This is a genomic window from Haloarcula onubensis (genome assembly GCF_031624605.1).
GTDB lineage: Archaea > Halobacteriota > Halobacteria > Halobacteriales > Haloarculaceae > Haloarcula > Haloarcula onubensis.
Genome location: NZ_JAMQOS010000005.1, coordinates 114,984 through 138,957 on the forward strand (window position 1 = coordinate 114,984; position 23,974 = coordinate 138,957).

At 66.6% G+C, this 23,974-nt stretch carries 34 protein-coding genes and 1 tRNA gene; 30 read left to right on the forward strand and 5 right to left on the reverse strand.

The annotated features are described in order from the left end of the window. Positions 1-6: 6 nt before the first annotated feature. The 4 genes from NDI86_RS15165 (at position 7) to NDI86_RS15180 (ending at position 3,855) form a co-directional block, all read left to right on the forward strand. Positions 7-579: a J domain-containing protein gene (locus NDI86_RS15165; protein ID WP_310901283.1), complete on the forward strand. Its 573-nt coding sequence runs from the start codon at positions 7-9 to the stop codon at positions 577-579. A 60-nt stretch (positions 580-639) separates the two neighbouring features. After that, positions 640-1,317: a phosphoglycolate phosphatase gene (locus NDI86_RS15170; protein ID WP_310901284.1), complete on the forward strand. Its 678-nt coding sequence runs from the start codon at positions 640-642 to the stop codon at positions 1,315-1,317. Positions 1,318-1,541: 224 nt separating this feature from the next. Continuing rightward, positions 1,542-3,197, forward strand: coding sequence for a GTPBP1 family GTP-binding protein (locus NDI86_RS15175; protein WP_310901285.1), 1,656 nt, complete (start codon positions 1,542-1,544; stop codon positions 3,195-3,197). A 46-nt stretch (positions 3,198-3,243) separates the two neighbouring features. Further along, positions 3,244-3,855 carry an NAD(P)-dependent oxidoreductase gene (locus NDI86_RS15180; RefSeq protein WP_310901286.1) on the forward strand — a complete coding sequence of 204 codons (612 nt, stop codon included), beginning with the start codon at positions 3,244-3,246 and terminating at the stop codon, positions 3,853-3,855. Here the strand turns inward: NDI86_RS15180 and NDI86_RS15185 are convergent. The 5 genes from NDI86_RS15185 to NDI86_RS15205 all read right to left on the reverse strand — a co-directional run bounded on the left by NDI86_RS15185 (position 3,849) and on the right by NDI86_RS15205 (position 7,599). Continuing rightward, a complete protein-coding gene (locus NDI86_RS15185) occupies positions 3,849-4,328 on the reverse strand; it encodes a double winged helix-containing putative transcriptional regulator (protein WP_310901287.1) in 480 nt (159 codons plus the stop codon). The genes NDI86_RS15180 and NDI86_RS15185 overlap by 7 nt on opposite strands. Positions 4,329-4,332: 4 nt before the next feature. After that, entirely contained in the window at positions 4,333-5,265 is a 933-nt protein-coding gene (gene mch, locus NDI86_RS15190) for a methenyltetrahydromethanopterin cyclohydrolase (protein ID WP_310901288.1), read from the reverse strand. Between the two features lie 24 nt (positions 5,266-5,289). Next, on the reverse strand, positions 5,290-5,616 hold the full coding sequence (locus NDI86_RS15195; RefSeq protein WP_310901289.1) for an MTH1187 family thiamine-binding protein: 327 nt from the start codon (positions 5,614-5,616) through the stop codon (positions 5,290-5,292). Positions 5,617-5,907: 291 nt separating this feature from the next. Next, entirely contained in the window at positions 5,908-7,104 is a 1,197-nt protein-coding gene (locus NDI86_RS15200; protein ID WP_310901290.1) for an HNH endonuclease, read from the reverse strand. Positions 7,105-7,527: 423 nt separating this feature from the next. After that, a tRNA-Gly gene (locus NDI86_RS15205) sits at positions 7,528-7,599 on the reverse strand. A gap of 353 nt (positions 7,600-7,952) precedes the next feature. Between NDI86_RS15205 and NDI86_RS15210 the strand changes: the two genes are divergently transcribed. From NDI86_RS15210 to NDI86_RS15335, 26 genes are all read left to right on the forward strand, one after another. Continuing rightward, positions 7,953-8,795: a putative RNA uridine N3 methyltransferase gene (locus NDI86_RS15210; protein ID WP_310901291.1), complete on the forward strand. Its 843-nt coding sequence runs from the start codon at positions 7,953-7,955 to the stop codon at positions 8,793-8,795. A gap of 4 nt (positions 8,796-8,799) precedes the next feature. Next, on the forward strand, positions 8,800-9,816 hold the full coding sequence (gene rpl3p, locus NDI86_RS15215; protein WP_310901292.1) for a 50S ribosomal protein L3: 1,017 nt from the start codon (positions 8,800-8,802) through the stop codon (positions 9,814-9,816). 3 nt (positions 9,817-9,819) lie between these two features. Further along, positions 9,820-10,560, forward strand: a complete 741-nt coding sequence (gene rpl4p, locus NDI86_RS15220; RefSeq protein ID WP_310901293.1) for a 50S ribosomal protein L4 — start codon at positions 9,820-9,822, stop codon at positions 10,558-10,560. After that, positions 10,557-10,814 carry a 50S ribosomal protein L23 gene (locus NDI86_RS15225; RefSeq protein WP_310901294.1) on the forward strand — a complete coding sequence of 86 codons (258 nt, stop codon included), beginning with the start codon at positions 10,557-10,559 and terminating at the stop codon, positions 10,812-10,814. Before rpl4p ends, NDI86_RS15225 begins: the two co-directional genes overlap by 4 nt. A 2-nt stretch (positions 10,815-10,816) precedes the next feature. Next, entirely contained in the window at positions 10,817-11,539 is a 723-nt protein-coding gene (locus tag NDI86_RS15230) for a 50S ribosomal protein L2 (RefSeq protein ID WP_310901295.1), read from the forward strand. Further along, entirely contained in the window at positions 11,536-11,958 is a 423-nt protein-coding gene (locus NDI86_RS15235) for a 30S ribosomal protein S19 (protein ID WP_310901296.1), read from the forward strand. The genes NDI86_RS15230 and NDI86_RS15235 overlap by 4 nt, the downstream gene beginning before the upstream one ends. Before the next feature lie 2 nt (positions 11,959-11,960). Then, a complete protein-coding gene (locus tag NDI86_RS15240; protein WP_310901297.1) occupies positions 11,961-12,422 on the forward strand; it encodes a 50S ribosomal protein L22 in 462 nt (153 codons plus the stop codon). Further along, entirely contained in the window at positions 12,422-13,354 is a 933-nt protein-coding gene (locus NDI86_RS15245) for a 30S ribosomal protein S3 (protein WP_310901298.1), read from the forward strand. Before NDI86_RS15240 ends, NDI86_RS15245 begins: the two co-directional genes overlap by 1 nt. Beyond that, positions 13,354-13,572 (forward strand): 50S ribosomal protein L29, encoded by a 219-nt coding sequence (rpmC, locus tag NDI86_RS15250; RefSeq protein WP_310901299.1) that lies wholly within the window; start codon positions 13,354-13,356, stop codon positions 13,570-13,572. The genes NDI86_RS15245 and rpmC overlap by 1 nt, the downstream gene beginning before the upstream one ends. Further along, the gene (locus tag NDI86_RS15255; protein WP_310901300.1) at positions 13,572-13,904 is read left to right on the forward strand and encodes a ribonuclease P protein component 1; all 333 of its coding nucleotides are present in this window, start codon (positions 13,572-13,574) and stop codon (positions 13,902-13,904) included. The genes rpmC and NDI86_RS15255 overlap by 1 nt, the downstream gene beginning before the upstream one ends. Continuing rightward, positions 13,895-14,221: a 30S ribosomal protein S17 gene (locus NDI86_RS15260; RefSeq protein ID WP_310901301.1), complete on the forward strand. Its 327-nt coding sequence runs from the start codon at positions 13,895-13,897 to the stop codon at positions 14,219-14,221. The genes NDI86_RS15255 and NDI86_RS15260 overlap by 10 nt, the downstream gene beginning before the upstream one ends. After that, positions 14,221-14,619, forward strand: a complete 399-nt coding sequence (locus NDI86_RS15265) for a 50S ribosomal protein L14 (RefSeq protein WP_310901302.1) — start codon at positions 14,221-14,223, stop codon at positions 14,617-14,619. Before NDI86_RS15260 ends, NDI86_RS15265 begins: the two co-directional genes overlap by 1 nt. Positions 14,620-14,621: 2 nt before the next feature. Next, complete coding sequence (rplX, locus tag NDI86_RS15270) at positions 14,622-14,984, forward strand: 50S ribosomal protein L24 (protein ID WP_310901303.1); 363 nt, start codon at positions 14,622-14,624, stop codon at positions 14,982-14,984. Next, positions 14,981-15,685, forward strand: a complete 705-nt coding sequence (locus tag NDI86_RS15275) for a 30S ribosomal protein S4e (RefSeq protein ID WP_310901304.1) — start codon at positions 14,981-14,983, stop codon at positions 15,683-15,685. The genes rplX and NDI86_RS15275 overlap by 4 nt, the downstream gene beginning before the upstream one ends. After that, the gene (locus NDI86_RS15280) at positions 15,682-16,215 is read left to right on the forward strand and encodes a 50S ribosomal protein L5 (protein ID WP_310901305.1); all 534 of its coding nucleotides are present in this window, start codon (positions 15,682-15,684) and stop codon (positions 16,213-16,215) included. The genes NDI86_RS15275 and NDI86_RS15280 overlap by 4 nt, the downstream gene beginning before the upstream one ends. Continuing rightward, complete coding sequence (locus tag NDI86_RS15285) at positions 16,212-16,379, forward strand: 30S ribosomal protein S14 (RefSeq protein WP_310901306.1); 168 nt, start codon at positions 16,212-16,214, stop codon at positions 16,377-16,379. The genes NDI86_RS15280 and NDI86_RS15285 overlap by 4 nt, the downstream gene beginning before the upstream one ends. Before the next feature lie 2 nt (positions 16,380-16,381). Next, the gene (locus NDI86_RS15290) at positions 16,382-16,774 is read left to right on the forward strand and encodes a 30S ribosomal protein S8 (RefSeq protein ID WP_220589140.1); all 393 of its coding nucleotides are present in this window, start codon (positions 16,382-16,384) and stop codon (positions 16,772-16,774) included. A 4-nt stretch (positions 16,775-16,778) separates the two neighbouring features. Beyond that, positions 16,779-17,315 (forward strand): 50S ribosomal protein L6, encoded by a 537-nt coding sequence (locus NDI86_RS15295; protein ID WP_310901307.1) that lies wholly within the window; start codon positions 16,779-16,781, stop codon positions 17,313-17,315. After that, on the forward strand, positions 17,315-18,166 hold the full coding sequence (locus NDI86_RS15300) for a 50S ribosomal protein L32e (protein ID WP_310901308.1): 852 nt from the start codon (positions 17,315-17,317) through the stop codon (positions 18,164-18,166). Before NDI86_RS15295 ends, NDI86_RS15300 begins: the two co-directional genes overlap by 1 nt. Then, positions 18,163-18,612, forward strand: coding sequence for a 50S ribosomal protein L19e (locus NDI86_RS15305; RefSeq protein WP_310901309.1), 450 nt, complete (start codon positions 18,163-18,165; stop codon positions 18,610-18,612). The genes NDI86_RS15300 and NDI86_RS15305 overlap by 4 nt, the downstream gene beginning before the upstream one ends. Continuing rightward, positions 18,612-19,175, forward strand: a complete 564-nt coding sequence (locus NDI86_RS15310; protein WP_310901310.1) for a 50S ribosomal protein L18 — start codon at positions 18,612-18,614, stop codon at positions 19,173-19,175. The genes NDI86_RS15305 and NDI86_RS15310 overlap by 1 nt, the downstream gene beginning before the upstream one ends. Further along, on the forward strand, positions 19,172-19,810 hold the full coding sequence (locus NDI86_RS15315) for a 30S ribosomal protein S5 (protein ID WP_310901311.1): 639 nt from the start codon (positions 19,172-19,174) through the stop codon (positions 19,808-19,810). Before NDI86_RS15310 ends, NDI86_RS15315 begins: the two co-directional genes overlap by 4 nt. Further along, the gene (gene rpmD / locus NDI86_RS15320; RefSeq protein ID WP_310901312.1) at positions 19,810-20,274 is read left to right on the forward strand and encodes a 50S ribosomal protein L30; all 465 of its coding nucleotides are present in this window, start codon (positions 19,810-19,812) and stop codon (positions 20,272-20,274) included. Before NDI86_RS15315 ends, rpmD begins: the two co-directional genes overlap by 1 nt. Beyond that, entirely contained in the window at positions 20,274-20,768 is a 495-nt protein-coding gene (locus tag NDI86_RS15325; protein ID WP_310901313.1) for an uL15m family ribosomal protein, read from the forward strand. Before rpmD ends, NDI86_RS15325 begins: the two co-directional genes overlap by 1 nt. A 9-nt stretch (positions 20,769-20,777) precedes the next feature. Continuing rightward, positions 20,778-22,256 carry a preprotein translocase subunit SecY gene (secY, locus tag NDI86_RS15330; RefSeq protein ID WP_310901314.1) on the forward strand — a complete coding sequence of 493 codons (1,479 nt, stop codon included), beginning with the start codon at positions 20,778-20,780 and terminating at the stop codon, positions 22,254-22,256. Positions 22,257-22,346: 90 nt separating this feature from the next. Beyond that, a complete protein-coding gene (locus tag NDI86_RS15335) occupies positions 22,347-23,969 on the forward strand; it encodes a DUF7845 domain-containing protein (protein ID WP_310901315.1) in 1,623 nt (540 codons plus the stop codon). Positions 23,970-23,974: the final 5 nt, after the last annotated feature.

The window sequence follows — 23,974 nt, forward strand, 5'->3', positions numbered from 1 at the left end:
GTGACCGTGCAGTACGACCGGCTCACGAAGGGAATCGCGGTCGTCTTCGGCGTCCTCACAGCCGTGCTGACCGCGGTGGGCATCCTGGCCAGCCCGGCCGTGCTCTTCCTGGCGCTGATGTTCGGGGCCTCGACGTACCTGATGTACTACCACCTCAGCGGGCGGATGGCCGCGAGCGTCTACGAGCGCGTCGAGCGGCGGGCCGCGACCGACGGGCGTGGCGCTCGCCGGACCGACGGCCGCGGCGGCTTCGGCGCGGGCCCGCGCGAGGAGTGGGAACCGCCCCGCGACGGACGGGCCCGCCGGACCGCCGAGCGCGTTCGACAGGCGCGAGCCCGCCGCCAGCAGGCCCGAGGCGGGCGACAACAGACGCGAGGTCGACAGCGGGTCCAGCGGTCGTCGGGGCCCACACCTGCGGAGGCCTACGACCGACTGGACCTGAGCCCCGGCGCCGACGAGAGCGCGGTCAAGCAGGCCTACCGCGAGCGGGTCAAGGAGGTCCATCCGGACACCGACAGCGGGAGCGAACGGGAGTTCAAACGGGTGCAGGCGGCCTACGAGACGCTCACCGACGACTGAGGCTCTCGGACCGGAGAGGGGGACCGCAACGACCAAATCCGTGCCGGCGTCACTCCACGTATGACCGAGACACCGCCGCTGGTGGTCGATATCGACGGGACACTCACCGACGAAACACGGGCCGTCGACCCGCGCGTGTTTCCCGTTCTTTCGGAGTGGCCCGAGCCGGTCGTCGTCGCGACGGGCAAGGCGATGCCGTACCCCATCGCTCTCTGTGAGTTCGTCGGCATCGACTACACCGTCATCGCTGAGAACGGCGGGGTGGTGTTCGTCGAGGCCACGGACACGCTCCGGATTCGGGGTGACAAGGCCGCGTGTCTCGCGGTCGCCGAGGCGTACCGCGAACTGGGCTACGAGATGGGTTTCGGCGAGGTCGACCTGGCCAACCGGTGGCGCGAGACCGAGGTGGTCGTCGACCTGTCCCAACCGGAGGAACCGCTGCGACGCCTGGCCGAGGAGCACGGACTGGAGTTTCTCGACACCGGCTTCGCCTACCACGTGACCGACCCCAGCATCGACAAGGGGACGGGGCTGGTGGCGGTCTGTGCCGAACTGGACCGGGAGCCGACGGAGTTCCTCGCGGTCGGTGACTCAGAGAACGACGCCGAGGTGTTCGAGGTGGCCGGGGAGTCGGTCGCGGTCGCCAACGCCGACGAGACGGCGCTCGCCCGGGCGGACCGCGTGACCGAGGCGAGCTACGCCGACGGCTTCCTCGAAGCGGTCGAGCCGTACCGGTAGGGCGTGCTGGCGGTGTCGGGTTGGCGACGTTCGACGGGGGCGACACCGCGCGACCGCTGCTCCCCGCCGGCGACTCCGCTACATGGGTCGGGCTGGTTCCGGCTTGCCAGATAAATGCTCGCCCGAGCCTACTGTGAGAGATAGAGCCACCCACCGTGCTCAACAGCGGTAAGCGACCCCATACCCGGGGAAAGCTTTTATCTGCCCCTCCGCTACGGACCCTCATGAGCCCCGACCGGGCCGTCCTTCAGCGCGCGCTGGACCGCGGCGAGGAGGAGGGTGGCAGCGTCGAATTCAAGGAACGGCTCACCGAGGAACTACATCTGTCGGAGGGACGACTGGAGTCGCTGGCCGCCCAGCTTCGCCACCGCGTCCTCTCCGGGGAGGGCGAGGCCACCTACGTGGTCGGCGTCACCGACGACGGCGGTCTGGCCGGCATCTCGCCGGCGGAGTTTTCCGAGTCGATGGATGTCCTGAGCCTGCTGGCCGACGAGGCAGGAGCCCACATCGAGGCGGTCCAGACCTGGGGCGTCGACAGCGGTACCAGGGAGGCCGACGACGGTACCGGCGGCGCCGACAGTGAGGGCGACGCCACACAGGGCATCGTCGGCGTCGCCACCGTCCGCGAGGGCGCGGTGCTCGAGGACGACGACCACATCGTGGTGGGGACGGCGGGCCACGTCGACCACGGCAAGTCAACGCTCGTGGGGTCGCTCGTCACCGGCGAGGCCGACGACGGCGAGGGCGGGACGCGGGGGTTCCTCGACGTCCAGCCCCACGAGGTCGAACGCGGCCTCTCGGCGGACCTCTCCTACGGCGTCTACGGCTTCGACGACGAGGGGCCGGTCAGGATGGACAACCCCCACCGCAAGACCGACCGCGCCCGTATCGTCGAGGAGTCCGACCGGCTCGTGAGCTTCGTCGACACCGTCGGCCACGAGCCGTGGCTCCGGACCACCATCCGCGGGCTGGTGGGCCAGAAACTGGACTACGGGCTCCTGACTGTCGCGGCCGACGACGGCGTCACGGCGACGACCCGCGAGCATCTGGGCATCCTGCTCGCGACCGAACTGCCGACCATCGTCGCGCTCACGAAGACCGACCTCGTGACCGACGAGCGCGTCTCCGAGGTCGAACGGGAGGTCGAGCGAGCGCTGCGCGAGGTCGACAAGACGCCCCTTCGGGTCGAGCGCCACGGCGTCGACGCCGCCATCGAGGAGATATCGGAGACGGTGGTCCCCGTCGTGACGACAAGCGCCGTGACCGGGTGCGGGCTGGACACGCTCGACGAGATGTTCGAGCGGTTGCCAAAGACCGGCGGCGAGGTCGGGGAGTTCCGGATGTACATCGACCGGACATACAACGTCCAGGGCGTCGGCGCGGTGGCCTCGGGCACGGTCAAATCGGGCGAGGTCGAGGCCGGCGACGAACTGCTGCTGGGACCGATGCAGGACGGGGGTTTTCGCGAGGTCGACGTGCGCTCTATCGAGATGCACTACCACCGCGTCGACGAGGCCAAAGCGGGCCGCATCGTCGGCATCGCGCTCAAGGGGGTCCGGGAGGCCGACATCGAGCGCGGGATGGTGTTGCTCCCCCGGGACGCCGACCCCGACCCAGTCCGGGAGTTCGAGGCGGAGGTGATGGTGCTGAACCACCCGACCCGCATCGGCGACGGCTACGAGCCGGTCGTCCACTTAGAGACCGTCAGCGAGGCAGCGAAGTTCTACCCCGAGGACGGACAGTTACTGCCCGGCGACGCCGGGACGACGAGGGTCCGGTTCAAGTTCCGGTCGTACCTCGTCGAGGAGGGCCAGAAGTTCGTCTTCCGCGAGGGCCGCTCGAAGGGCGTCGGCACCGTGACCGATGTCCGGACGGACTGACGCCGTTAGGTACCCTCGCTTTATCCGTCGAGTGCTTCGCGACGCTATGGAACTGCTCGTTTTCGGAGCCAGTGGGCGCGTCGGGAGACGCCTCTGTGAGTACGCCGTTTCCGGCGGGCACCGCGTGACGGCGTTCGTCCGGGACGCAGACCGGGCGCCCCGGGACGTCGCGGTCGTCGAGGGCGACGTGACCGACCCCGAGTCCGTGGCGGCCGCAATCGACGGCCAGGACGCCGTCTGTAGCGCGCTCGGGCCCGACGGGGACGACCTCGCCGTCCTCGGGGCCGGTATCGACAATCTCGTCGCGGCGATGGGCGCGGGCGGGGTGGAGCGACTGGTCGCGGTGGCCGCCGCGGGTATCCTCCAGGCCACGCCGGGGCGGCTTCGGCTCGAAACCGACGGCTTTCGCGCGGGATTGCGCCCACTCGCCGCCGCCCACCGAACGGTCTACGACCGCCTCCGTCCCTCGGAACTCGACTGGACGCTCGTCTGCCCGCCTCGGATGCCCGACGGCCCGCCGACGAACCACTACCGCACCGCGGTCGACTACCTCCCTGACGGCGGCCAGTCGGTGTCGAGCGGCGACGTGGCGACCCTCGTCTACGACGCGGCCGTCAACGGTAGCCACGGCTGCGAGCGGGTCGGAATCGCCTACTGAGCGGGGGTGAAGCGGTCGTCCTCGACGGCGACCAGGTCGAACACCACCGCCCACCCGAGGAGGTTGTCGACCCGCTCGCGCCAGCGGCGCTCCCACTCGGGGTCGCGCTCGCGCTCCCAGCGCGGAATCTCCTCGCGCACTGCCCGGAACGCGGCTTCGGTGCTGTCCGCACCCGCCGCCACGGCGTCCAGTAGCTCGGCGACGGGGAACACCTGCCCGCGGTAGGCCGTTGCGAGCGCCTCGCGGTCCACGTCCTCGCGGGTCCGGTGGTACCCCCGCTCGCTCTCGGCGACCAATCCGAGCGCCTGCAAGAAGGTCAGATACTCCCGCGCCGTCTCGCGGTCGGGGACGTCAGTCGACCGCTGGATGGCGCCACAGCAGTCCGCCTCGGCGTCCGGGACGAGCGGTATCGTCCCGCGGGCCGTCCGCAGAAAGTCGAGCGACCGGGCCGGCGGGGCGACCTTGTAGCGCATCCGCTCAGAGCCCGAAGCTCTCGGCCAGTACGTCCTCGCGGGTCTCGCCGACGACGTGGGTGTCGCCGCCGACTACGTCGACGGTCACCTTCGCGGGCCCGAACAGTTCGACGGGGAGGTCCGTAAAGTCCCAGTCGACCTCCTCGAAGACGCCTTCCAGCGGGCGGCCGTACTCCGCGCCCGCGACGGAGGGCACGGCCTCGACATCCTCGACCGGTTCGTCGACGGTCAGGTGGACCTCGCTCCCGTAGGCTACGGCGTCCGTGGTCCGGGCCATCGCGGCCGCCTCGTCACCGGCGACGGGGGCGACCGGCGCGCGGCCGTTCGCCGAGAGCACCTCCGCCGGGTCGTAGCCCAGTTCGGCCAGCCGGAAGACCGCGAGTTCGGCGGCTCGGGCCGCGCTCACGACGCTGCCGGTGACGCTCGCGGTGGCGAAGGCGGGCAGGAACACGCCCGTCTCCGGAACGCCGGTCCGTTCGGCAACCTGCGCGGCGACGGCCTGGTCGGGTAGCTGGTCGGTCTCGACGGCGAGGACGGCGAACTGCTCGTCCTCTCGGTAGCCGATACGGCCGAAGATATCCTCCTCGGCGACCAGCGCGCGGGCCGGGCCGCTCCCCAGCCCCTCGAAGTCGTCGGTCGCCAGCTCCCAGCCGCCCTTCTGGGAACAGAGCAGCGCCAGCGCCGGGTGGTCCGTCGCGAGTTCGACGTGTGTCAGGGGCGCGCCGTCGACCTGGGCCATCCCGGTCTGGACCGTCGCCAGCCCGGCCGTCTGGAGCTCCGCGAGCACCAGTCCGGCCTCGACGGCGCCGGGGACTTCGACGCCGAAGTCGAGGACGGCGGCGTCGCCCTCCAGTGCGTGGACGTCTATCGTCAGTTCGTCGGCGAAGTCGATGGCCTCGTCGACCAGTTCCGTGGCCATCCGATTGAGCGTGTTCATACCCGGTCTTTGCCACCCTGCCCTTTAATCTCCACCACTACCGCTTCGCGCCTCGCGGCCCAGTTCGTCCTCGACGCGTGTGACCTTCTCGCTGGCGCGCTGGTCGACCCCGCGCTTGTCGTCTATCTTCAGGAACGTCTCGACGCGGTCGGACTGTGCGCCGACGGCCTCGTGGGCGGCGTGGGCCGCCGCGAACAACTCCTCGCTGTCGTCGGCCTCTATCACCGTGCCCATCGGCGTCGTCTCGTACTCGACGTCGAACTCGTCGAGGGCGGCGACCGCGTCCGCGACGTAGGGCGCCATGCTCTCCTCGACGACCGGTGCGACCGACAGAAATCCGATACAGGTCATACTGTTCGCTGCGCGTGGCTCGCTCCTAACGCTGGTGCTTGTCGACGCTTCGCTGCCGCCTTGCAACCACCTGGCCATCTATTATCGACGACCAGCGGCGGTATCTCACATAGAGGAGCGACGACTATCCCTCCAACCGGTGGTCACCGAGCCGCTCCGGGCGGCGGTCGACCGCCTGCGGACCGAAACCGAGTAATTTCGACGCGGACTCGGCGAGGTGGCCGAGGCGGTCGACGAGACAGAGCGCGATGCCGTGAGCGGTCAGTCCGGTGCGGCCGTGGCCTTCCCGAGCTACGCCCCACCGTTCCAGATTCGGGTCCGGTGGTACGCCAAGTAATGTCTCGCTGGCCACGCCGACCGGTCGGACGGCAGGTACAGCTCTTCCCCGTCGTACACCGCCATCTCGTCGTACCCGTCTCGTGACGGGTCGTCCCGGGCGACGATGCGGTAGTCGTCGTCGATACCGAACCATCCGTGGTCGAACGCCCAGTGGTGTGTCCGACACAGGGCCATCCCGTTCTGGAGGGCGTCCGGCCCGCCCTCGAACTCGTCCGCGCTATCGGCGCCGGCGACCGGGTAGATGTGCGCCGCCTCGACCTCGAAGTAGCCGTCCTCGTCCTGCCACCGGTTGCCACAGACGGCGCACCGGTAGTCGTACGCCTCACGGACCGTACGGCTGAACCCGCTCCGGCGCTTTCGAACGGGGCGAACTACTCGCCCCGGGAGCGCATCGTCGGCAGTGTCACGTCCCAGCGCGCGAGCGAGGTCCCTGGACCTGTCCAGTACTGCCTCGGTGACGTGGGGGGCCATCGCGTCGACGTACTCCGGGCCGACCACTCCCTCGGTCAGACAGAACGCGAACTCCTCGTCAAGCAGGACGGCCTCAACCTCCGTGCCGACGGCGTCCGGTGTGACTGGTCCCAGATTGATGCGATGGCCGACGAAGGAATCGACGACCCCGTTCCCGCTCTGTGTCCGGTCCGACACCGGTGCACTGAACGTTTCGCCGACCTCCGGGAGTCGGTCCCGGAGGTTCAGGTCGGTAAGCGCCGTGGCGAACAGGCGGCTCGGCTCGATACGCAGGACTTTGACCGCCAGTTTCTCGCCCGCCTTGGTGCCCTCGGGGACGTTCTGGATACGGACCGGCAGTCCACAGAACGTCGCGTTCCCCTTCCCGGCGGAGTTGCGTCCCGAGAGCTCGACGTCTATCAGTTCCCCCACGCCCGGGCAGTCCGTCGGCGGGTTGTCGATGAGCTGGCTCGTCTGCGCGCGTATCCTGTTGTCGTAGAACTCCGACCGCGCCGCTGACGTGAGACAGAGTGCCAGAGTCTCGTCGTAGACTACCGCGTCGACGGACAAACCGACCGCATCGGGTCGGACCGGACCGACGGAGATCTCCCCGTCGCCGTAATCCAGTATCCCGTTGCCGCTGTTCGAGATGCGCGTTATCTTACCGTGAACCAGGTCACTCGGCACGAGGTCGGACATATCCCGCATATGGCCATGAAACAGCAAGTATGTGCCGCCCCGTCGAACGGACCCGCTCCCCTCTCTCGGCCGCTACGCAGAGCCGAGAGAGTTACCCCTCACACGAATCGAGCGACACGCACAGCGGTCGCTCGGGGTCTTGTGTTCGGTAGAAATGCGCTGGCTGGGATTTGAACTCGATGCAAATCCTCGCTCCGCTCGGATTTCCGTAGTTCAAATCCCTGTCGCATTCACAGCGTCCAGTACGCGGCGCGATGAAACGCGCCGCTTGGAAGTTTGGATGAAGAGAAATGCGCTGGCTGGGATTTGAACCGGACTCAGACGTGCTCGTTTCGCTGCGCGCGTCTGATAGGGCTCAAATCCGCAGAACGATTTCGTCTCGAAACGCGACTCGCTTCGCTCGTCGGTTTGCGTCGACAGAAATGCGCTGGCTGGGATTTGAACCCAGGTTGTGACCATGGCAAGGTCACGTGATACCAACTACACTACCAGCGCTCACTTCCTTCGCCCTGACCCTCGCGACCACGTGGGGTCGCTCGGTACCAGCGCGCACCGTTTCGCACGTCGCCTCTCTGCATTCCAAAGTGGCGAGGGTGATAGTAAAAAGCCTTGCGTTTCACGGGGGAAACTGGGGGCCGGCGTGGGTATCGAACTGGCAGCTGGTATGCATACTGTGCCCATACTGTTAGCTTTCGGAAGCGGCAATCGATGTGTGGCGCGTTCCCACGGCACGGGCGCCGAGGGGGCGTGTGAACGAATCTCAACGCACGCGCGAAGCGGGGTCTTTTTACCGTAGGGCCGGAGTAGTATCGCTACAGTCTAGTGGCGCGACGTGGAAGCGTCACGGCATGACGACCAGCGTACTCGTGCCCGACTCCCTCACACGGGAGGCCGAGGACCGACGCGAGGCGACTCGCAAACTGGGATACGTGGCCCGCGCGGCCACCGTGTTCCGGGTCGACCGGCTGACCGTGTATCCGGACCCCGACGGGGCCGGCAAGTGGGAAGACGGGTTCGTCGAAACCGTGCTGCGGTACGCCGCGACGCCGCCACACCTCCGAAAGGAGATGTGGGGCAAGCGGGACGAACTAGAGTACGTCGGCGTCCTGCCGCCGCTCCGCGTGCGTTCACAGACCGGCTCCGGATCCGAGGGTTCGGGGTCGTTAAGACAGGGAATCGTGACCGAGGTCGGAGCTGATGGGCGCGTTCGGGTCAATTGCGGTATGCAACACCCGATCTCCCTCCCCGTTCCAGACGGTATGGACGCGGGCGAGGGGGAGCGCGTGACCGTCAGGGTCTCTTCGCGACGGCCGGTCCGGGCGAAACTCGTCGACGCCCCACTGTCGGGGTTCGACGTCGTTTCCGCGGACCTCGACATGGCACTCTCGCGTGACGACGCCGGACTCACCATCGCGTCATCGCGGTACGGTGAGCTGGCGACGACCCGCCGTCTGGGCCAGCTGGCCCAGCGGCGCGAGAGCGAGGGCGGCATGACAGTCGCCTTCGGGGCACCCGAGCGTGGACTCCCGTCCATACTCGACGTGGACCCGGACGCCGTCGGAGACCAGACAGACGACGAATCCACAGGGTTCGACCTCTGGCTGAATACGGTTCCGAACCAGGGCAGCGAGGTCGTGCGAACTGAAGAAGCGATGTTCGCCTCCCTCGCCTGTCTAACCCTCACGGAGTAAACGAATGCCACAACCAAGCAGACCACGCAAAGGCTCGCTGGGCTTCGGCCCGCGCAAGCGCTCGACGAGCGAGACGCCTCGCTTCAACAGCTGGCCCTCTGACGACGGCCAGCCGGGCGTCCAGGGGTTCGCCGGCTACAAGGCCGGCATGACACACGTCGTGCTGGTCAACGACGAACCCAACTCCCCCCGCGAGGGGATGGAGGAGACTGTCCCGGTGACAGTCGTCGAGACGCCGCCGATGCGCGCCGTCGCCCTGCGTGCGTACGAAGACACGCCGTACGGTCAGCGTCCGCTGACGGAGGTCTGGACCGACGAGTTCCACTCGGACCTCGACCGGACCCTCAACCTGCCGGAGGACCACGACCCGGACGCTGCTGAGGAACAGGTACGCGACGCTCTCGCGGCCGGCAACCTCGGGGATGTGCGTCTCATCACGCACACCGTCCCCGACGCCGTCCCGAGCGTCCCGAAGAAAAAGCCCGACGTGATGGAGACTCGCGTCGGCGGTGGCTCGGTCTCGGACCGACTCGACCACGCCCTCGACCTCGTCGAGGACGGCGGCGAGCACTCGATGAACGACGTCTTCCGCGCCGGTGAGTACACCGACATCGCGGGCGTCACCAAGGGCAAAGGGACGCAGGGTCCCGTCAAGCGCTGGGGCGTCCAGAAGCGGAAGGGCAAGCACGCCCGCCAGGGCTGGCGCCGACGCATCGGCAACCTCGGCCCGTGGAACCCGTCTCGCGTGCGCTCGACGGTCCCCCAGCAGGGCCAGACCGGCTACCACCAGCGCACCGAACTGAACAAGCGCCTCATCGACATCGGCGAGGGCGACGACGCCACCGTCGACGGCGGCTTCGTCAACTACGGCGAGGTCGACGGCCCATACACGCTCGTGAAGGGCTCGGTGCCCGGTCCGGACAAGCGCCTGGTGCGCTTCCGGCCCGCGGTCCGACCGAACGACCAGCCGCGCCTCGACCCCGAGGTGCGCTTCGTCTCCACGGAATCGAACCAGGGATAATCCATGCAGGCAACAATCCACAATCTGGACGGCGAGGCCGACGGCGAGGTCACGCTCCCCGATGTCTTCGAGACACCGGTGCGCGCGGACCTCATCGCCAAGGCCGTTCACGCCGCCCAGGCAAACCGAAAGCAGGACTACGGGGCCGACGAGTACGCCGGCCTCCGCACGCCCGCGGAGTCGTTCGGTAGCGGCCGCGGCCAGGCACACGTCCCACAGCAGGACGGCCGTGCCCGCCGCGTCCCGCAGGCGGTCAAGGGCCGCGCGGCCCACCCGCCGAAAGCCGAGAAAGACCGCTCTATCGACATCAACGACAAGGAGCGCCAGCTCGCGGTGCGGTCGGCGCTCGCCGCCACGACGGACGCCGAACTCGTCGCCGAGCGCGGCCACGAGTTCGACGCCGAGGAGGTCCCCGTCGTCGTCGCCGACGACTTCGAGGACCTGGTCAAGACCCAGGAGGTCCTGGGGCTGCTCGAAGCGCTCGACGTCGCGGCAGACATCGAGCGCGCCGACGAGACGAAGATCAAGGCCGGGAAGGGCTCGATGCGCGGTCGGAAGTACCGCCGCCCCTCCTCTATCCTCTTCGTGACGAGCGAGGAGCCCTCGACGGCCGCCCGCAACCTCGCGGGCGTCGACGTGGCCACCGCCCGTGAGGTCAACGCGGAGGACCTCGCGCCCGGCGGCGCGCCCGGTCGACTCACCGTCTTCACGGAGTCCGCAGTCGAGGAGGTCGGTTCCCGATGACCTGGGACGTCATCAAGTACCCCCACGTCACGGAGAAGGCCATGAACGACATGGACTTCCAGAACAAGCTCCAGTTCGTCGTCGACGACAGCGCTGGGAAACAGGAGGTCGCCGAGGCCGTCGAGTCCCAGTACGAGGTCACCGTCGTCGGCGTGAACACGCAGAACACGATGGACGGCGAGAAGAAGGCCGTCGTTCGCCTCTCGGCTGACGACGACGCCCAGGAAGTCGCCTCCAGAATCGGGGTGTTCTAACGATGGGACGACGAATCCAGGGACAACGACGCGGTCGCGGGACGTCCACGTTCCGGGCGCCCTCGCACCGCTACAAGGCAGACTTAGAGCACCGCAAGGTCGAAGACGGCGACGTCATCGCCGGCACCGTCGTGGACATCGAACACGACCCGGCCCGCTCGGCGCCCGTCGCGGCCGTCGAGTTCGAGGACGGCGACCACCGCCTCGTGCTCGCGCCGGAGGGCGTGGGCGTGGGCGACGAACTGCAGGTCGGCGTCAGCGCCGAAATCGCCCCCGGGAACACGCTCCCGCTCGCGGAGATTCCCGAGGGGGTCCCGGTCTGTAACGTCGAGTCCAGCCCCGGTGACGGTGGCCGCTTCGCCCGTTCGTCGGGCGTCAACGCCACCCTGCTCACCCACGACCGCAACGTCGCGGTCGTCAAACTCCCCTCCGGGGAGATGAAGCGACTGGACCCGCAGTGCCGCGCGACCATCGGCGTCGTCGCCGGTGGCGGCCGGACGGACAAGCCGTTCGTCAAGGCCGGCAACAAGCATCACAAGATGAAAGCCCGCGGGACGAAGTACCCACGCGTCCGTGGTGTCGCGATGAACGCCGTCGACCACCCCTTCGGTGGCGGCGGCCGACAGCACCCCGGCAAGCCCAAGTCCATCTCCCGCAACGCCCCACCGGGCCGCAAAGTCGGGGATATCGCCTCGAAGCGGACCGGTCGAGGTGGTAACGAATGAGTTCAGAGTACCAAATCGGCCACGAGGGAGAGTTCTCCTTCCGGGGCCACACGCTCGACGAGCTGCAGGACATGGAGCTCGAGGAAGTCGCGGAACTGCTCCCCGCTCGCCAGCGGCGAAGTATCGAACGCGGTCTGACCGAGGAGAAACAGAAGCTCCTCGAGAAGGCCCGCGACGCCGAGGAGGAGGCGACGGCCAACAACCCCATTCGCACGCACCTGCGCGACATGCCGGTGGTGCCGGTGATGGTCAACCTCACCTTCGCCGTCCACAACGGTCAGGAGTTCGAGCGCGTGAAAGTCGAGCCCGAGATGCTCGGCCACTACCTCGGTGAGTTCCAGCTCACCCGAACCTCGGTCGAACACGGTCAGGCCGGCATCGGGGCGACACGCTCCTCGAAATTCGTACCGCTCAAGTAATCATGGGAATCAGCTACTCAGTCGACGCCGACCCGGACACCACCGCGAAAGCCATGCTCCGGGAGCGGCAGATGAGCATCAAGCACAGCAAGGCCATCGCCCGCGAAATAAAGGGCAAGACGGCCGGCGACGCCGTCGAGTTCCTCGATTCGGTCATCGCCGGCGACCAGCCGGTCGCGTTCAAACAGCACAACTCCGGGGTCGGCCACAAGTCGAAGGTCGACGGCTGGGACGCGGGTCGCTACCCGAAGAAGGCCAGCGAGGCCTTCCAGGACCTGCTCGAGAACGCAATCGGGAACGCCGACCACCAGGGCTTCGACGGTGAAGCCATGGAGATAATGCACGTCGCCGCCCACAAGGTCGGCGAGTCGCAGGGTCGCAAACCGCGAGCGATGGGTCGGGCCTCGGCGTGGAACTCCACGCAGGTCGACGTCGAACTCGTCCTCGAGGAGGTCGAAGGCTAATGGCCGACGAACAGCAGTTCATCGAGGACGGCCTCCAGCGGACCCAGATAGACGAGTTCTTCGCAGACGAACTCGGTCGCGCCGGCTACGGCGGCATGGACGTCGCCAAGACGCCGATGGGCACACAGATCGTCCTCAAAGCCGAGAAGCCGGGGATGGTCATCGGCAAGGGCGGGAAGAACATCCGGAAGATAACGACGGAACTCGAGGAGCGCTTCGACCTCGACGACCCGCAGGTCGACGTCCAGGAAGTCGAGGAGCCGGACCTCAACGCCCGCATCGTCGCGGACCGCCTGGGCAACGCCCTCGAACGCGGCTGGTACTTCCGCAAGGCCGGCCACACCACCATCGACCGAATCATGGAGTCGGGCGCGCTCGGCGCGGAAATCGTCCTCTCCGGGAAGGTCACCGGTGCACGCTCGCGCGTGGAGAAGTTCAACCGCGGCTACATCAAGCACAACGGCGAGCCCGCCGAGGAGATCGTCGACAGCGGCGTCGGCGTCGCGGTGATGAAGCTGGGCACCATCGGTGTCCAGGTGCGGATTATCCCGCCGGACGCGGAACTCCCCGACGACTTCGAGATCTACGACGACGTCGAGGTCGAGGACTACGTCGCCGACGCGGAGGGCGAGTCCGTCGAGGAACTCCTCGAAGGCGAACCCGAGGACGCCGAGACCACCGAGGTCGACCACGACCAGCCCGACGAGGGCGTCGAGGCCGACGAGGCCGCTGACGCGGTCGACGAGGAGGTCATCGAAGACGACGTCGACGTTCCGACCGACGAGGACGTCGAGGACGTCGACGTCGACGAACTCGACGACGCCGTCGAGGAGGAACTCGACGAGGACGTCGAAGCCGAAGCCGAGGAGCTCATGGACGAGATGGACGACGCCGACGAGGCGTCGGACGACACCGAGGAGGCTGACGAATAATGGCCGTCCTCCACGTCCAGGAGATTCGCGACATGACGCCCGCCGAACGCGAGGCGGAACTCGACGACCTCAAGACGGAGCTGCTCAACGCTCGCGCCACGCTGGCGGCGGGCGGCGCCCCGGAGAACCCGGGCCGCATCAAGGAACTGAAGAAGGCCATCGCCCGAATCAAGACGATTCAGGGCGAAGAAGGCGACCTCCAGTCGGAGGACGAATAATGCCACTGACACCCGAGACGCTCACGCGACACGAACTCGTCGGCCTCGACGTCGAGGTCGTCGCGGCGTCCAACCCGGACGCCGTCGGTATCAGCGGCCGCGTCGTCATGGAGACGACGCAGCTGCTGACCATCGAGCGAGACACTCGGGTGTGGCACGTGCCGAAGGACAGCGCGACGTTCGCGTTCGACGTGGACTGCGAGGCGCAAAGCGCCTCGACCGACGTGAGCGGCGACGAGCCGCGAACGAAGACCGTCCGCGTCGAGGGCGAGCGACTACTCGCCCGTCCCGCTCGACGCACAGCGAACGCAGGTGATTCCAAATGGCGCTAGGACTGAACGTACAGGAACCGGAGACGGCCTGTTCCGACCAGAACTGCCCCTTCCACGGAGAGCTCTCCGTGCGCGGGCAGACACTGAACGGAGAGGTCGCTTCCACTGACATGGAGAAGACCGTCGTCGTCGAACGCGAGTACGACGTGAAGGTGCCCAAATACGACCGCTTCATGAAGCGGCGGAGCCGCGTCCCGGCTCACGCACCCGATTGTCTCGACCTCGCGGTCGGTGACACGGTCACGATAGCAGAGTGTCGACCGCTCTCGAAGACGAAGAGCCACGTCGTAGTGGCTGTCGAGGACGGTGAGCAATAATGGAGGCGATGAACGCCGACGTCACCCAGGGCCTGGAGAAGGGCTCGCTCATCACGTGTGCCGACAACACCGGCGCACGCGAGCTGAAAGTCATCTCCGTCCACGGCTACTCGGGGACGAAGAACCGCCACCCGAAGGCGGGGCTGGGCGACAAGATCACGGTGTCGGTCACCAAGGGGACGCCCGAGATGCGTCGCCAGGTGCTCGAAGCCGTCGTCGTCCGCCAGCGTAAACCAATCCGCCGTCCCGACGGCACCCGCGTCAAGTTCGAAGACAACGCGGCCGTCATCGTGGACGAGAACGAGGACCCGCGCGGGACCGAACTCAAGGGCCCCATCTCGCGGGAAGTCGCGGAACGGTTCGGGAGCGTCGCCTCCGCAGCGACGATGATAGTGTAACGATGACGCAACAACCAGACAAACAGCGAACGAGTCAACGGGACGCCCCGCTGCACGAGCGACACAAGCAGGTGCGGGCCACGCTCGCCGAGGACCTCCGCGAGGAGTACGGCCAGCGCAACGTCCGCGTCAACGCCGGGGACACCGTCGAGGTGCTCCGTGGCGACTACGCCGGCGAGTCGGGCGAGGTCCTCACCGTCGACCTGCAGGACGCCGTCGTCCACGTGGAGGACGTCACCTTAGAGACCACCGACGGCGAGGAGGTCCCCCGCCCGCTGGACGCCTCGAACGTTCGGGTCACGGACCTGAACACCGAGGACGACCGCCGCGAGGCGCGTCTCGAATCGGAGGATGATACCGCATGAGCAAGCATCAAAAGCGCCTGTCGGTGCCAAACAGCTGGCCCGTCGAGCGCAAGACGGCAACGTTTACGGTCAAGGCCGGCGCCGGCCCGCACGGTGAGTCGGGGGTCCCCCTGCTCATCGTCCTGCGGGACGTGCTGGGCTACGCCGACAACCGCAAGGAAGCGCGCTACGCCCTGAACGAGGACAACGTCCTCATCAACGGGAAGGCGGTCTCCGACGAGGAACGGCCCGTCGGGATGTTCGACATCCTCGCCTTCACCCAGCGCGAGGAGTACTACCGCGTCTTCCCCGGCGAGGGCGGCCGACTGGCGCTGACGGCCATCGAGGCCGACGCCGCCGAGTCCAAGCTCGGGAAGATAGTCAACAAGTCCCACGTCTCGGGCGGCGACGTCCAGCTGGGGCTGCACGACGGCGAGACGCTCGTCGTCGAGGACGGCGACCAGTACGCCGGTGGCGACTCCATCGTCGTCGACAACGAGTCGAGCGAGGTCATCGCCCACTTCGAGTACGAGGAGGGCGCGCTGGTCACCGCCGTCGAGGGCGCCCACGCGGGCGAAATCGGCACCGTCGACGAGATTCAGGTGACGCCGGGCTCGGCCCAGAACAACGTGCTGGTCTCTCAGGACGAGGGCGAAGGCTTCGAGACGGTCGAGGAGTACGTCGTCGTCATCGACGAGAACTTCACGGGTGATGACGAATGAGCTCCGACAGCGACTCCGGGGCCGACTTCCACGAGATGCGCGAACCCAGCATCGAGAAGGTCGTCGTCCACATGGGTATCGGCCACGGTGGCCGCGACCTGGCCAACGCCGAGGACATCATCGGCGAGATTACCGGGCAGACGCCCGTCCGGACCACGGCCAAGCGGACCGTCGGCGAGTTCGACATCCGCCAGGGCGACCCCATCGGCGCGAAGGTCACGCTGCGTGACGAGACCGCCGCCGAGTTCCTCGAGACGGCGCTGCCGCTCGCCGAACTCTCCGCCTCGCAGTTCGACGACACCGGCAACTTCAGCTTCGGCGTCGAGGAGCACACGGAGTTCCCGAGCCAGGAGTACGACCCGAGCATCGGAATCTACGGGCTGGACGTGACGGTCAACCTCGTCCGCCCGGGCTACCGCGTCGCCAAGCGGGACAAGGCGTCCCGCTCGATTCCCTCGAACCATCGACTCAACCCCGACGACGCCGTCGCGTTCATCGAGTCGACCTTCGACGTGGAGGTGAGCGAATGAGCGAAAGTGAAACCCAACAGGCCGAAGACGAGCGGACGGGCCAGCTAGAGTCCTGTCAGCGCTGCGGGCGCGAGCAGGGTCTGGTCGGCAAGTACGACATCTGGCTGTGTCGCCAGTGCTTCCGCGAGATTTCGCGGGGCATGGGCTTCAAGAAGTACAGCTAACCATGACAGGAAACGACCCATTCGCCAACGCACTGTCGGCACTCAACAACGCCGAGAGCGTCGGGCATCTGGAGCAGACGGTATCGCCCGCCTCGAACGAGATCGGTAGCGTGCTCGAGGTCTTCTACGACCGCGGGTACATCGACGGATTCAGTTTCGTCGACGACGGCAAAGCCGGTGAGTTCGAGGTCGAACTGAAAGGAGCCATCAACGAGTGTGGCCCGGTCAAGCCCCGCTACTCGGCGGGCGCCGACGAGTTCGAGAAGTGGGAGAAGCGGTTCCTCCCCGCCCGTGACTACGGGACCCTCGTCGTGACGACCAGCCACGGAATCATGAGCCACTACGAGGCTCGTGAGGAAGGCGTCGGTGGCCAAGTAATCGCGTACGTGTACTAAGACAATGCCACGAGTAGAACTGGAGATTCCGGAGGACGTGGACGTTTCCCAGGACCATCTCGACCTCACGGTCGAGGGTCCCGAGGGGACCGTCACACGTCGGCTCTGGTATCCCGACATCGACGTCAGCGTCGACGGCGACACCGTCGTCGTCGAGTCCGACGAGGACGACGCCAAGACGCAGTCGACTATCGGGACCTTCGAGAGCCACATCGAGAACATGTACCACGGCGTGACCAGCGGGTGGGAGTACGAGATGGAAGTCTTCTACTCCCACTTCCCGATGCAGGTCAACGTCGAGGGCGACGACGTCGTCATCGAGAACTTCCTCGGCGAGAAGGCCGCCCGTCGGACCACCGTCCACGGTGACACCGACGTGTCGGTCGACGGCGAGGAGCTGACCGTCACCGGCCCCGACATCGAGGCCGTCGGTCAGACCGCCGCGGACATCGAACAGCTCACGCGCATCAACGACAAGGACGTGCGTGTGTTCCAGGACGGGGTGTACATCACCCAGAAACCGTCTCGAGGTGACGCCTGATGGCAGACAACCCCGACGGCAAGAGTAGTGACGCCGACGCGAACGAGGAGGCCCTCTCGCAGGGGACCGGTCCCCAGGAGGACGTCGCCTCGGAGAAGCCCCACGAGGGCGAGCCAGCCGAAGACCCCGACCAGGTCGCCGAGGAGGCCGACGACGGCGACATGGAGCTGACCGACATCAGCGGCGTCGGCGACGCGAAAGCCGACTCGCTGCGCGAGGCCGGCTTCGAGACGGTCGACGACGTCCGCGCGGCGGACCAGTCCGAACTGGCCGAGGCCGACGGCGTGGGTAACGCGCTGGCGGCCCGAATCAAGGCCGACGTCGGCGGGCTCGAAGTCGAGACCGAGACGGAGGCCGAGGTCGAAGAGGAAGGCGAGCCGGAGGCCGAGGAAGCCGAGGACGTGGAGACGGAGCTCCAGCCCCGCGGCCTGGCCGACAAGACGCCGGACCTCGACGACGAGACGGCCCGACTGCTGGCCCAGCGACACCGCGTCGGCGGCCCGCAGTTCAACCGACAGGACTACCACAAGAAAAAGCGCGTGCCCACGTCCTGGCGACGCCCGCGCGGCCAGCTCTCGAAGCAGCGCCGCGGCATCAAGGGCAAGGGCGCCACCGTCGAAGCGGGCTTTCGCTCGCCGACGGCGGTTCGCGGCAAGCACCCCTCGGGCTTCGAGGAAGTCCGTGTCCACAACGTGGACGACCTGGAGGGCGTCGACGGTGACGTCGAGGCCGTCCGCATCGCCTCGAAGGTCGGCGCCCGCAAGCGCGAGCGCATCGAGGAGGAAGCCGAGGACGCGGGCATCCGCGTGCTCAACCCCACCTACGTCGAAGTCGAGGTGAACGAGGAATGACTGACCTCTCCGCACAGAAGCGACTCGCATCGGACATCCTCGACGTCGGGAAGGACCGCGTCTGGTTCAACCCCGAACGCCAGGGTGACATCGCCGACGCCATCACTCGCGAGGACGTTCGCGAGCTAGTCGACGAGGGCGCCATCACGGCCAAGGACAAGAAGGGCAACTCCCGCGGTCGCGCCCGCGAGCGAAAGGCAAAGCAGGCTTACGGCCACCAGAAGGGAGCCGGTTCCCGGAAGGGCAAGGCCGGGGCCCGACAGAACGAGAAGGACAGCTGGGAGTCGCGCATCCGCGCACAGCGAACGAAGCTGCGCGAACTGCGCGACGACGGGACGCTGTCGAAGTCCGTCTACCGCGACCTCTACGACAAGGCCGGCGGTGGCGAGTTCGACAGCGTCGCAGACCTCGAACGTTACATCGACGCAAACCACGGTGACGCATAATGGCGACAGGACCACGATACAAGGTGCCGATGCGGCGACGCCGCGAGGCCCGAACCGATTACCATCAGCGGTTGCGCCTGCTGAAATCCGGCAAGCCCCGCCTCGTCGCTCGAAAGAGCAACAAGCACACCAGGGCGCAGCTGGTGACCCTCGGGCCCGACGGCGACCGCACGCTCGCGGCAGCCGAGTCCGGTGACCTCGCCGAGTACGGCTGGGAGGCGCCGACGGGCAACATGCCCGCGGCCTACCTCACCGGCCTGCTCGCGGGGCTCCGCGCGCTCGACGCTGGCGTCGAGGAAGCGGTGCTCGACATCGGCCTCAACACCCCGACCCCCGGAAGCAAAGTGTTCGCAATACAGGAAGGCGCAATCGACGCCGGCCTCGAAATCCCCCACAACGACGACGTCCTCGCCGACTGGCAGCGCACGCGCGGTGCCCACATCGCCGAGTACGACGAGCAGCTCGAGGAACCGCTGTACAGCGGGGACTTCGACGCGGCAGACCTCCCGGCACATTTCGACGAGATTCGGGAGACACTACTGGAAGGTGACATCGAACTATGAGTGCTGACAACGGCTGGGAACCCCGCACACGCCTCGGCAAGCAGGTCGTCGAGGGCGAGATCGACTCCATGACGGAGGCGCTGAACTCGGGGCTTCCCCTGAAAGAATCGGAAGTCGTCGACCAGCTCGTTCCCGACCTGGAAGACGAGGTGCTGGACATCAACATGGTCCAGCGGATGACCGACTCCGGCCGGCGGGTGAAGTTCCGCTGTGTCGTCGCGGTCGGCAACCGCGACGGGCTGGTCGGCTACGCCGAGGGGCGTGACGACCAGGTCGGCGGGGCCATCCAGAAGGCCATCGACGTGGCCAAACTGAACATCATCGACGTCTCCCGTGGCTGTGGGTCCTGGGAGTGTGGCTGTGGCCGTCCGCACACGGTCGCGCTGCGCACCGAGGGCAAGGCCGGGAGCGTCGAGGTCGAGCTTCAGCCCGCCCCGCGTGGGCTGGGCCTGGCGGGCGGGGAGACCGTCCGCAAGGTGCTCGAACTCGCCGGTATCGAGGACATCTGGACCCGCTCGTCGGGCAACACGCGAACCACGGTCAACTTCGCGAAGGCGACCTTCAACGCCCTGCAGAACACGGCCGAGGCCCGCGTCCCCGAGCGCACCTTCGAGAAACGTGAGGTGATCGAGTGATGCAGGCGCTCGTTCAGATTCGCGGCGACGTGAACATGGATACGGACATCCACGACACGCTGAAGATGCTGAACATCCACCACGTCAACCACGCGACGCTCGTCCCCGACACGGACACGTACCGTGGGATGGTGACGAAGGTCAACGACTTCGTCGCCTTCGGTGAGCCGAGCCAGGAGACCGTCGAGTTGCTCATCGAGACGCGCGCGGAGCCCGCGGAGGGCGACGCCGACGTCGACGACGAGTGGGTCGCCGAGAACACCGAGTTCGACGACATCGAGGGGCTGGCGTGGGCGCTGGTCTCCGAGGAGACGACGCTGCAGGAGCAGGGTCTCTCCCCGACACTCCGTCTGCACCCGCCACGGGGCGGCCACGACGGCATCAAACACCCCACCAAGGAGGGCGGTGAACTCGGGAAACACGACACCGAGGGCATCGACGAACTCCTGGAGGCGATGCGATAATGACGAGCAAGAAACGACGACAGCGCGGTTCGCGCACGCACGGCGGCGGGTCGCACAAGAACCGACGCGGTGCCGGGCATCGCGGTGGCCGCGGGGCCGCCGGCCGCGACAAGCACGAGTTCCACAACTACGAGCCGCTGGGCAAGAGCGGCTTCAAGCGACCCGAGAAGGTCCAGGAGACCGTCGCGACGGTCGACGTCCGCGAACTCGACGAGAACGCGCCGCTGCTGGCGGCCGACGACCTCGCCGAGGAGGCCGGCGACGGCTACATCATCGACGCCCGCGAGGTCGTCGACGACGCCGACGACGCCGACGTCGTGAAGGTGCTGGGCGCGGGCCAGGTCCGCAACGAACTCACCCTCATCGCCGACGACTTCTCGGCGGGCGCAATCGAGAAAGTCGAAGACGCGGGCGGCACCGCAAAGTTGACGGACTTCGGTGAGGAACGGCAGGCAGATGCCGACACCGAAGACGAATCGGACAACGAGGAATAAGGAACGACAATGAGTTGGAAGGACACCGCCGAACCACTGCTCGTGCGGATGCCGGCAGTCCGACGTCCGGAAGGACACGTCCCGTTCAAGCGCAAACTGGCCTGGACGGGCGGCGTGTTGATTCTGTACTTCTTCCTGACGAACGTGAAGCTGTTCGGTCTGGACATCGACGCGAGTCAGCAGGTCTTCGGTCGATTCGGGTCGATTCTGGCCTCCGGCCAGGGGAGTATCATGCAGCTGGGTATCGGACCCATCGTCACCGCCTCCATCGTCTTGCAGTTGCTCGGTGGGGCGAACCTGCTCGGGTTGAACACGCAGGACGACCCGCGGGACCAGATACTCTACCAGGGGCTCCAGAAGCTGCTGGTGCTGGTGATGATCTGCCTGACCGGTATCCCGATGGTGTTCGCGGCGAACTTCCTGCCGCCGGACACGGCCGTCGCCCAGTCGCTGGGCATCGGCGCGACCGGCGTCCAGGCGCTCATCTTCGCCCAGATGTTCGTCGGCGGTGTCCTCATCCTCTTCATGGACGAGGTCATCTCGAAGTGGGGCGTCGGCTCCGGTATCGGCCTCTTTATCGTCGCCGGCGTCAGCCAGCGGCTGCTGGGCGGCCTGCTGTCGACGCCCTTCATCGGCAACCAGAACGGCATCGTCTACACCTGGTACCTGTTCGTCACGGGCCAGCAGGCGACGGGGTCGCTGTTTACGGCCTCGGGCATCCAGACGCTGTTCCTCTCGCCCGGCGGCGGCCGACTACTCGCGCTGGCGACGACCGTCCTCATCTTCGCGGTGGTCGTCTACGCGGAGTCGGTGCGCGTCGAGATTCCGCTCTCGAACGCCCGGGTCAAGGGCGCGCGTGGCCGCTTCCCCGTGAAGCTCATCTACGCTAGCGTCCTGCCGATGATTCTCGTCCGCGCGCTGCAGGCCAACATCCAGTTCCTGGGGCGCATCCTCGAACAGCAGGTCGCGAACCTGCCGGGCTGGCTCGGGACCTACAACAACGCCGGTCAGCCGGTCGGTGGCCTGTTCTACTACCTGGCTCCCATCCAGTCGCCCGGTGACTGGATGTGGTTCCTCCAGGGGACGACCACCAACCCGGTCTGGCAGATACTCATCCGCATCGGTATCGACCTGACGTTCATGCTGGTCGGCGGGGCCGTCTTCGCCGTCTTCTGGGTCGAGACCACCGACATGGGCCCGGAGGCGACGGCGAAACAGATTCACAACTCCGGGATGCAGATTCCCGGCTTCCGCCAGAACGTCGGCGTCATCGAGAAGGTCCTCGAGCGGTACATCCCGCAGGTCACCGTCATCGGTGGGGCCCTCGTGGGACTGCTGGCCGTCCTGGCCAACATGATGGGCACCATCGGGAACGTCTCCGGGACCGGACTGCTGCTGACGGTCTCTATCACGTACAAGCTGTACGAGGAGATCGCCGAGGAGCAGCTCATGGAGATGCATCCGATGATGCGCCAGATGTTCGGATAGAACGGCCGAATATCTACACTTCTTTAAGTCCGCTACGACCCCTGAGCCACTGCTTCGGCTTCAATCTTCCCTCGGCTGGGGGTGGTCGGCGTGAGCCACGTCGCAACTGCTCCGCACGAATGCGAGGGCAACCTCATTTTCACCGAGCATGGCCTGAGCCCGTACTGGGTCGTCAGCAAGCTTCTGTTCGACGGGTTCGATGGATACTCCGGTGAGATAGAAACGGATCTCGCGGGCAGTACCTGGACGGTCAACCTGAAGTACCAGAAAGGTGGTATCGCACCGCGACCTGACGACCCGGTCGACGTAGACCGGTTGTATGAGTTCCGGATAGGGCTCTACGAGGAAGGCGAAAGCGAGCGCAAGGCGAACTACCTGATCCAGCCCCGGTTCACGGGGATGCAACACTACGAGACGGGCGACCGAATCAGCAGCCCCTTCGACCACGCAAGCAATGCCGAAGGCGTCAATGTCCACTTCAGCGGGTCGAACTTCGAGCCAAAGGAGTACTACCAGCTGCTGCCCCAGGTGCTCAGCGTTCTCGCGAACGAGGGGGGAATGCGTGTCAACTCCGACTACTTCGCTACGCAACCCCACGAGATGAGCAACATCACCACCTTCGAGCGATACGTTCGACTCCGGCGGTCAATGAGCCCCAAAGTGGTCGGACAGTCGGGCATCATGCAACGGTATCTCCACCTTTGCGCTACCGAAGAGGGGAGCCGGTTTGAGTACAAGGTCGACAACGAGGAGATAGTCGGTAAGAACCATCGGGCTGTTCTCCCAAAACAAGACGCTAAGCGCCTGATATCCGGTCACCAGTACGGCAAGCAGGTCAAGCACTACCATCCCAAGCACGTTCGGAAGAAGGACGAGACGGATCCGCTCTTCCATCCCAAGGTCGGCGTGCTAGTCAAGAAGTCACTGAATAATGGAAACGCCATCAAGTGGGCACAGAAAGAGGAACTCCGGCGGGAGATTGAGGAGGCGCTCATCAACACCCTCTATTGGGCCGACGTTCCGACGAAAGCAGACCCCACTACGTTCGTCTCGGACCACCACTTCGCCGTCAAGCCCGCTGAGTCAGCCGTAAGCTTTGAGCAGGACCCGACGCCGGAGATGGAAGCCCAACAGGAGGCGCTGCTCGTAACACAGATGCGCGACCTCTGTGACAGCGACGTAGCCGTCCTTGAGACGCTCGTGACTGACGGGGGGAAGCAACACCCAGAAGAGATAGCCGAGACGACTGAGTACGGTGTCAGCACGATCTACCGCGCTCTCGACCGGTTAGACGGACTGATCCGTAACGAGAACGCGACAGTCACCTTTGCCACCAAGAAAATCGAACAGGAGATTGCGGCTATCGTCGAGAAAACCGAGCACCACATCGAGAACGCGGCCGGCCGAGTCGCCAGCCTGCTGGGGATGGAAGCGAGGCAAGCGTCGTCGAGCGCATGGCAACAGTGGTGCAACAAGTACGCCGCGAGGGTGTCAAGAGACGACGAAAGCGGAGAGTTGACCCTACGCATCGATACGATGTTATCCCGACTCAAGAGCACGTCTTGCCCCCGACTGGACGATGTCCTACACGAAGCCATCAAAGCATGGCGCAAGGTCGGCCGGGATCCGCTGGAACTCCGGGGTGCCAACCTGAAATGGCGGGATGGTGGCGGCTCCTGGAACAGCGGCATAGTCGGCGCTTCCGTGGGCTAACGAGC

Bases quoted from the DNA above. Each gene is read 5' to 3' on its own strand.
- NDI86_RS15240 (WP_310901297.1), top strand. From the start codon at position 11,961: ATGGGAATCAGCTACTCAGTCGACGCCGACCCGGACACCACCGCGAAA.
- NDI86_RS15325 (WP_310901313.1), top strand. From the start codon at position 20,274: ATGACGAGCAAGAAACGACGACAGCGCGGTTCGCGCACGCACGGCGGC.
- NDI86_RS15245 (WP_310901298.1), top strand. From the start codon at position 12,422: ATGGCCGACGAACAGCAGTTCATCGAGGACGGCCTCCAGCGGACCCAG.
- NDI86_RS15210 (WP_310901291.1), top strand. From the start codon at position 7,953: ATGACGACCAGCGTACTCGTGCCCGACTCCCTCACACGGGAGGCCGAG.
- NDI86_RS15285 (WP_310901306.1), top strand. From the start codon at position 16,212: ATGAGCGAAAGTGAAACCCAACAGGCCGAAGACGAGCGGACGGGCCAG.
- NDI86_RS15280 (WP_310901305.1), top strand. From the start codon at position 15,682: ATGAGCTCCGACAGCGACTCCGGGGCCGACTTCCACGAGATGCGCGAA.
- NDI86_RS15200 (WP_310901290.1), bottom strand. From the start codon at position 7,104: ATGTCCGACCTCGTGCCGAGTGACCTGGTTCACGGTAAGATAACGCGC.
- rpmD (WP_310901312.1), top strand. From the start codon at position 19,810: ATGCAGGCGCTCGTTCAGATTCGCGGCGACGTGAACATGGATACGGAC.
- NDI86_RS15295 (WP_310901307.1), top strand. From the start codon at position 16,779: ATGCCACGAGTAGAACTGGAGATTCCGGAGGACGTGGACGTTTCCCAG.
- NDI86_RS15265 (WP_310901302.1), top strand. From the start codon at position 14,221: ATGGAGGCGATGAACGCCGACGTCACCCAGGGCCTGGAGAAGGGCTCG.
- NDI86_RS15260 (WP_310901301.1), top strand. From the start codon at position 13,895: ATGGCGCTAGGACTGAACGTACAGGAACCGGAGACGGCCTGTTCCGAC.
- rpl3p (WP_310901292.1), top strand. From the start codon at position 8,800: ATGCCACAACCAAGCAGACCACGCAAAGGCTCGCTGGGCTTCGGCCCG.
- NDI86_RS15230 (WP_310901295.1), top strand. From the start codon at position 10,817: ATGGGACGACGAATCCAGGGACAACGACGCGGTCGCGGGACGTCCACG.
- NDI86_RS15310 (WP_310901310.1), top strand. From the start codon at position 18,612: ATGGCGACAGGACCACGATACAAGGTGCCGATGCGGCGACGCCGCGAG.
- mch (WP_310901288.1), bottom strand. From the start codon at position 5,265: ATGAACACGCTCAATCGGATGGCCACGGAACTGGTCGACGAGGCCATC.
- NDI86_RS15225 (WP_310901294.1), top strand. From the start codon at position 10,557: ATGACCTGGGACGTCATCAAGTACCCCCACGTCACGGAGAAGGCCATG.
- NDI86_RS15185 (WP_310901287.1), bottom strand. From the start codon at position 4,328: ATGCGCTACAAGGTCGCCCCGCCGGCCCGGTCGCTCGACTTTCTGCGG.
- NDI86_RS15255 (WP_310901300.1), top strand. From the start codon at position 13,572: ATGCCACTGACACCCGAGACGCTCACGCGACACGAACTCGTCGGCCTC.
- rpmC (WP_310901299.1), top strand. From the start codon at position 13,354: ATGGCCGTCCTCCACGTCCAGGAGATTCGCGACATGACGCCCGCCGAA.
- NDI86_RS15195 (WP_310901289.1), bottom strand. From the start codon at position 5,616: ATGACCTGTATCGGATTTCTGTCGGTCGCACCGGTCGTCGAGGAGAGC.
- NDI86_RS15315 (WP_310901311.1), top strand. From the start codon at position 19,172: ATGAGTGCTGACAACGGCTGGGAACCCCGCACACGCCTCGGCAAGCAG.
- NDI86_RS15175 (WP_310901285.1), top strand. From the start codon at position 1,542: ATGAGCCCCGACCGGGCCGTCCTTCAGCGCGCGCTGGACCGCGGCGAG.
- NDI86_RS15170 (WP_310901284.1), top strand. From the start codon at position 640: ATGACCGAGACACCGCCGCTGGTGGTCGATATCGACGGGACACTCACC.
- secY (WP_310901314.1), top strand. From the start codon at position 20,778: ATGAGTTGGAAGGACACCGCCGAACCACTGCTCGTGCGGATGCCGGCA.
- NDI86_RS15235 (WP_310901296.1), top strand. From the start codon at position 11,536: ATGAGTTCAGAGTACCAAATCGGCCACGAGGGAGAGTTCTCCTTCCGG.
- NDI86_RS15300 (WP_310901308.1), top strand. From the start codon at position 17,315: ATGGCAGACAACCCCGACGGCAAGAGTAGTGACGCCGACGCGAACGAG.
- NDI86_RS15305 (WP_310901309.1), top strand. From the start codon at position 18,163: ATGACTGACCTCTCCGCACAGAAGCGACTCGCATCGGACATCCTCGAC.
- NDI86_RS15275 (WP_310901304.1), top strand. From the start codon at position 14,981: ATGAGCAAGCATCAAAAGCGCCTGTCGGTGCCAAACAGCTGGCCCGTC.
- rplX (WP_310901303.1), top strand. From the start codon at position 14,622: ATGACGCAACAACCAGACAAACAGCGAACGAGTCAACGGGACGCCCCG.
- rpl4p (WP_310901293.1), top strand. From the start codon at position 9,820: ATGCAGGCAACAATCCACAATCTGGACGGCGAGGCCGACGGCGAGGTC.
- NDI86_RS15180 (WP_310901286.1), top strand. From the start codon at position 3,244: ATGGAACTGCTCGTTTTCGGAGCCAGTGGGCGCGTCGGGAGACGCCTC.
- NDI86_RS15290 (WP_220589140.1), top strand. From the start codon at position 16,382: ATGACAGGAAACGACCCATTCGCCAACGCACTGTCGGCACTCAACAAC.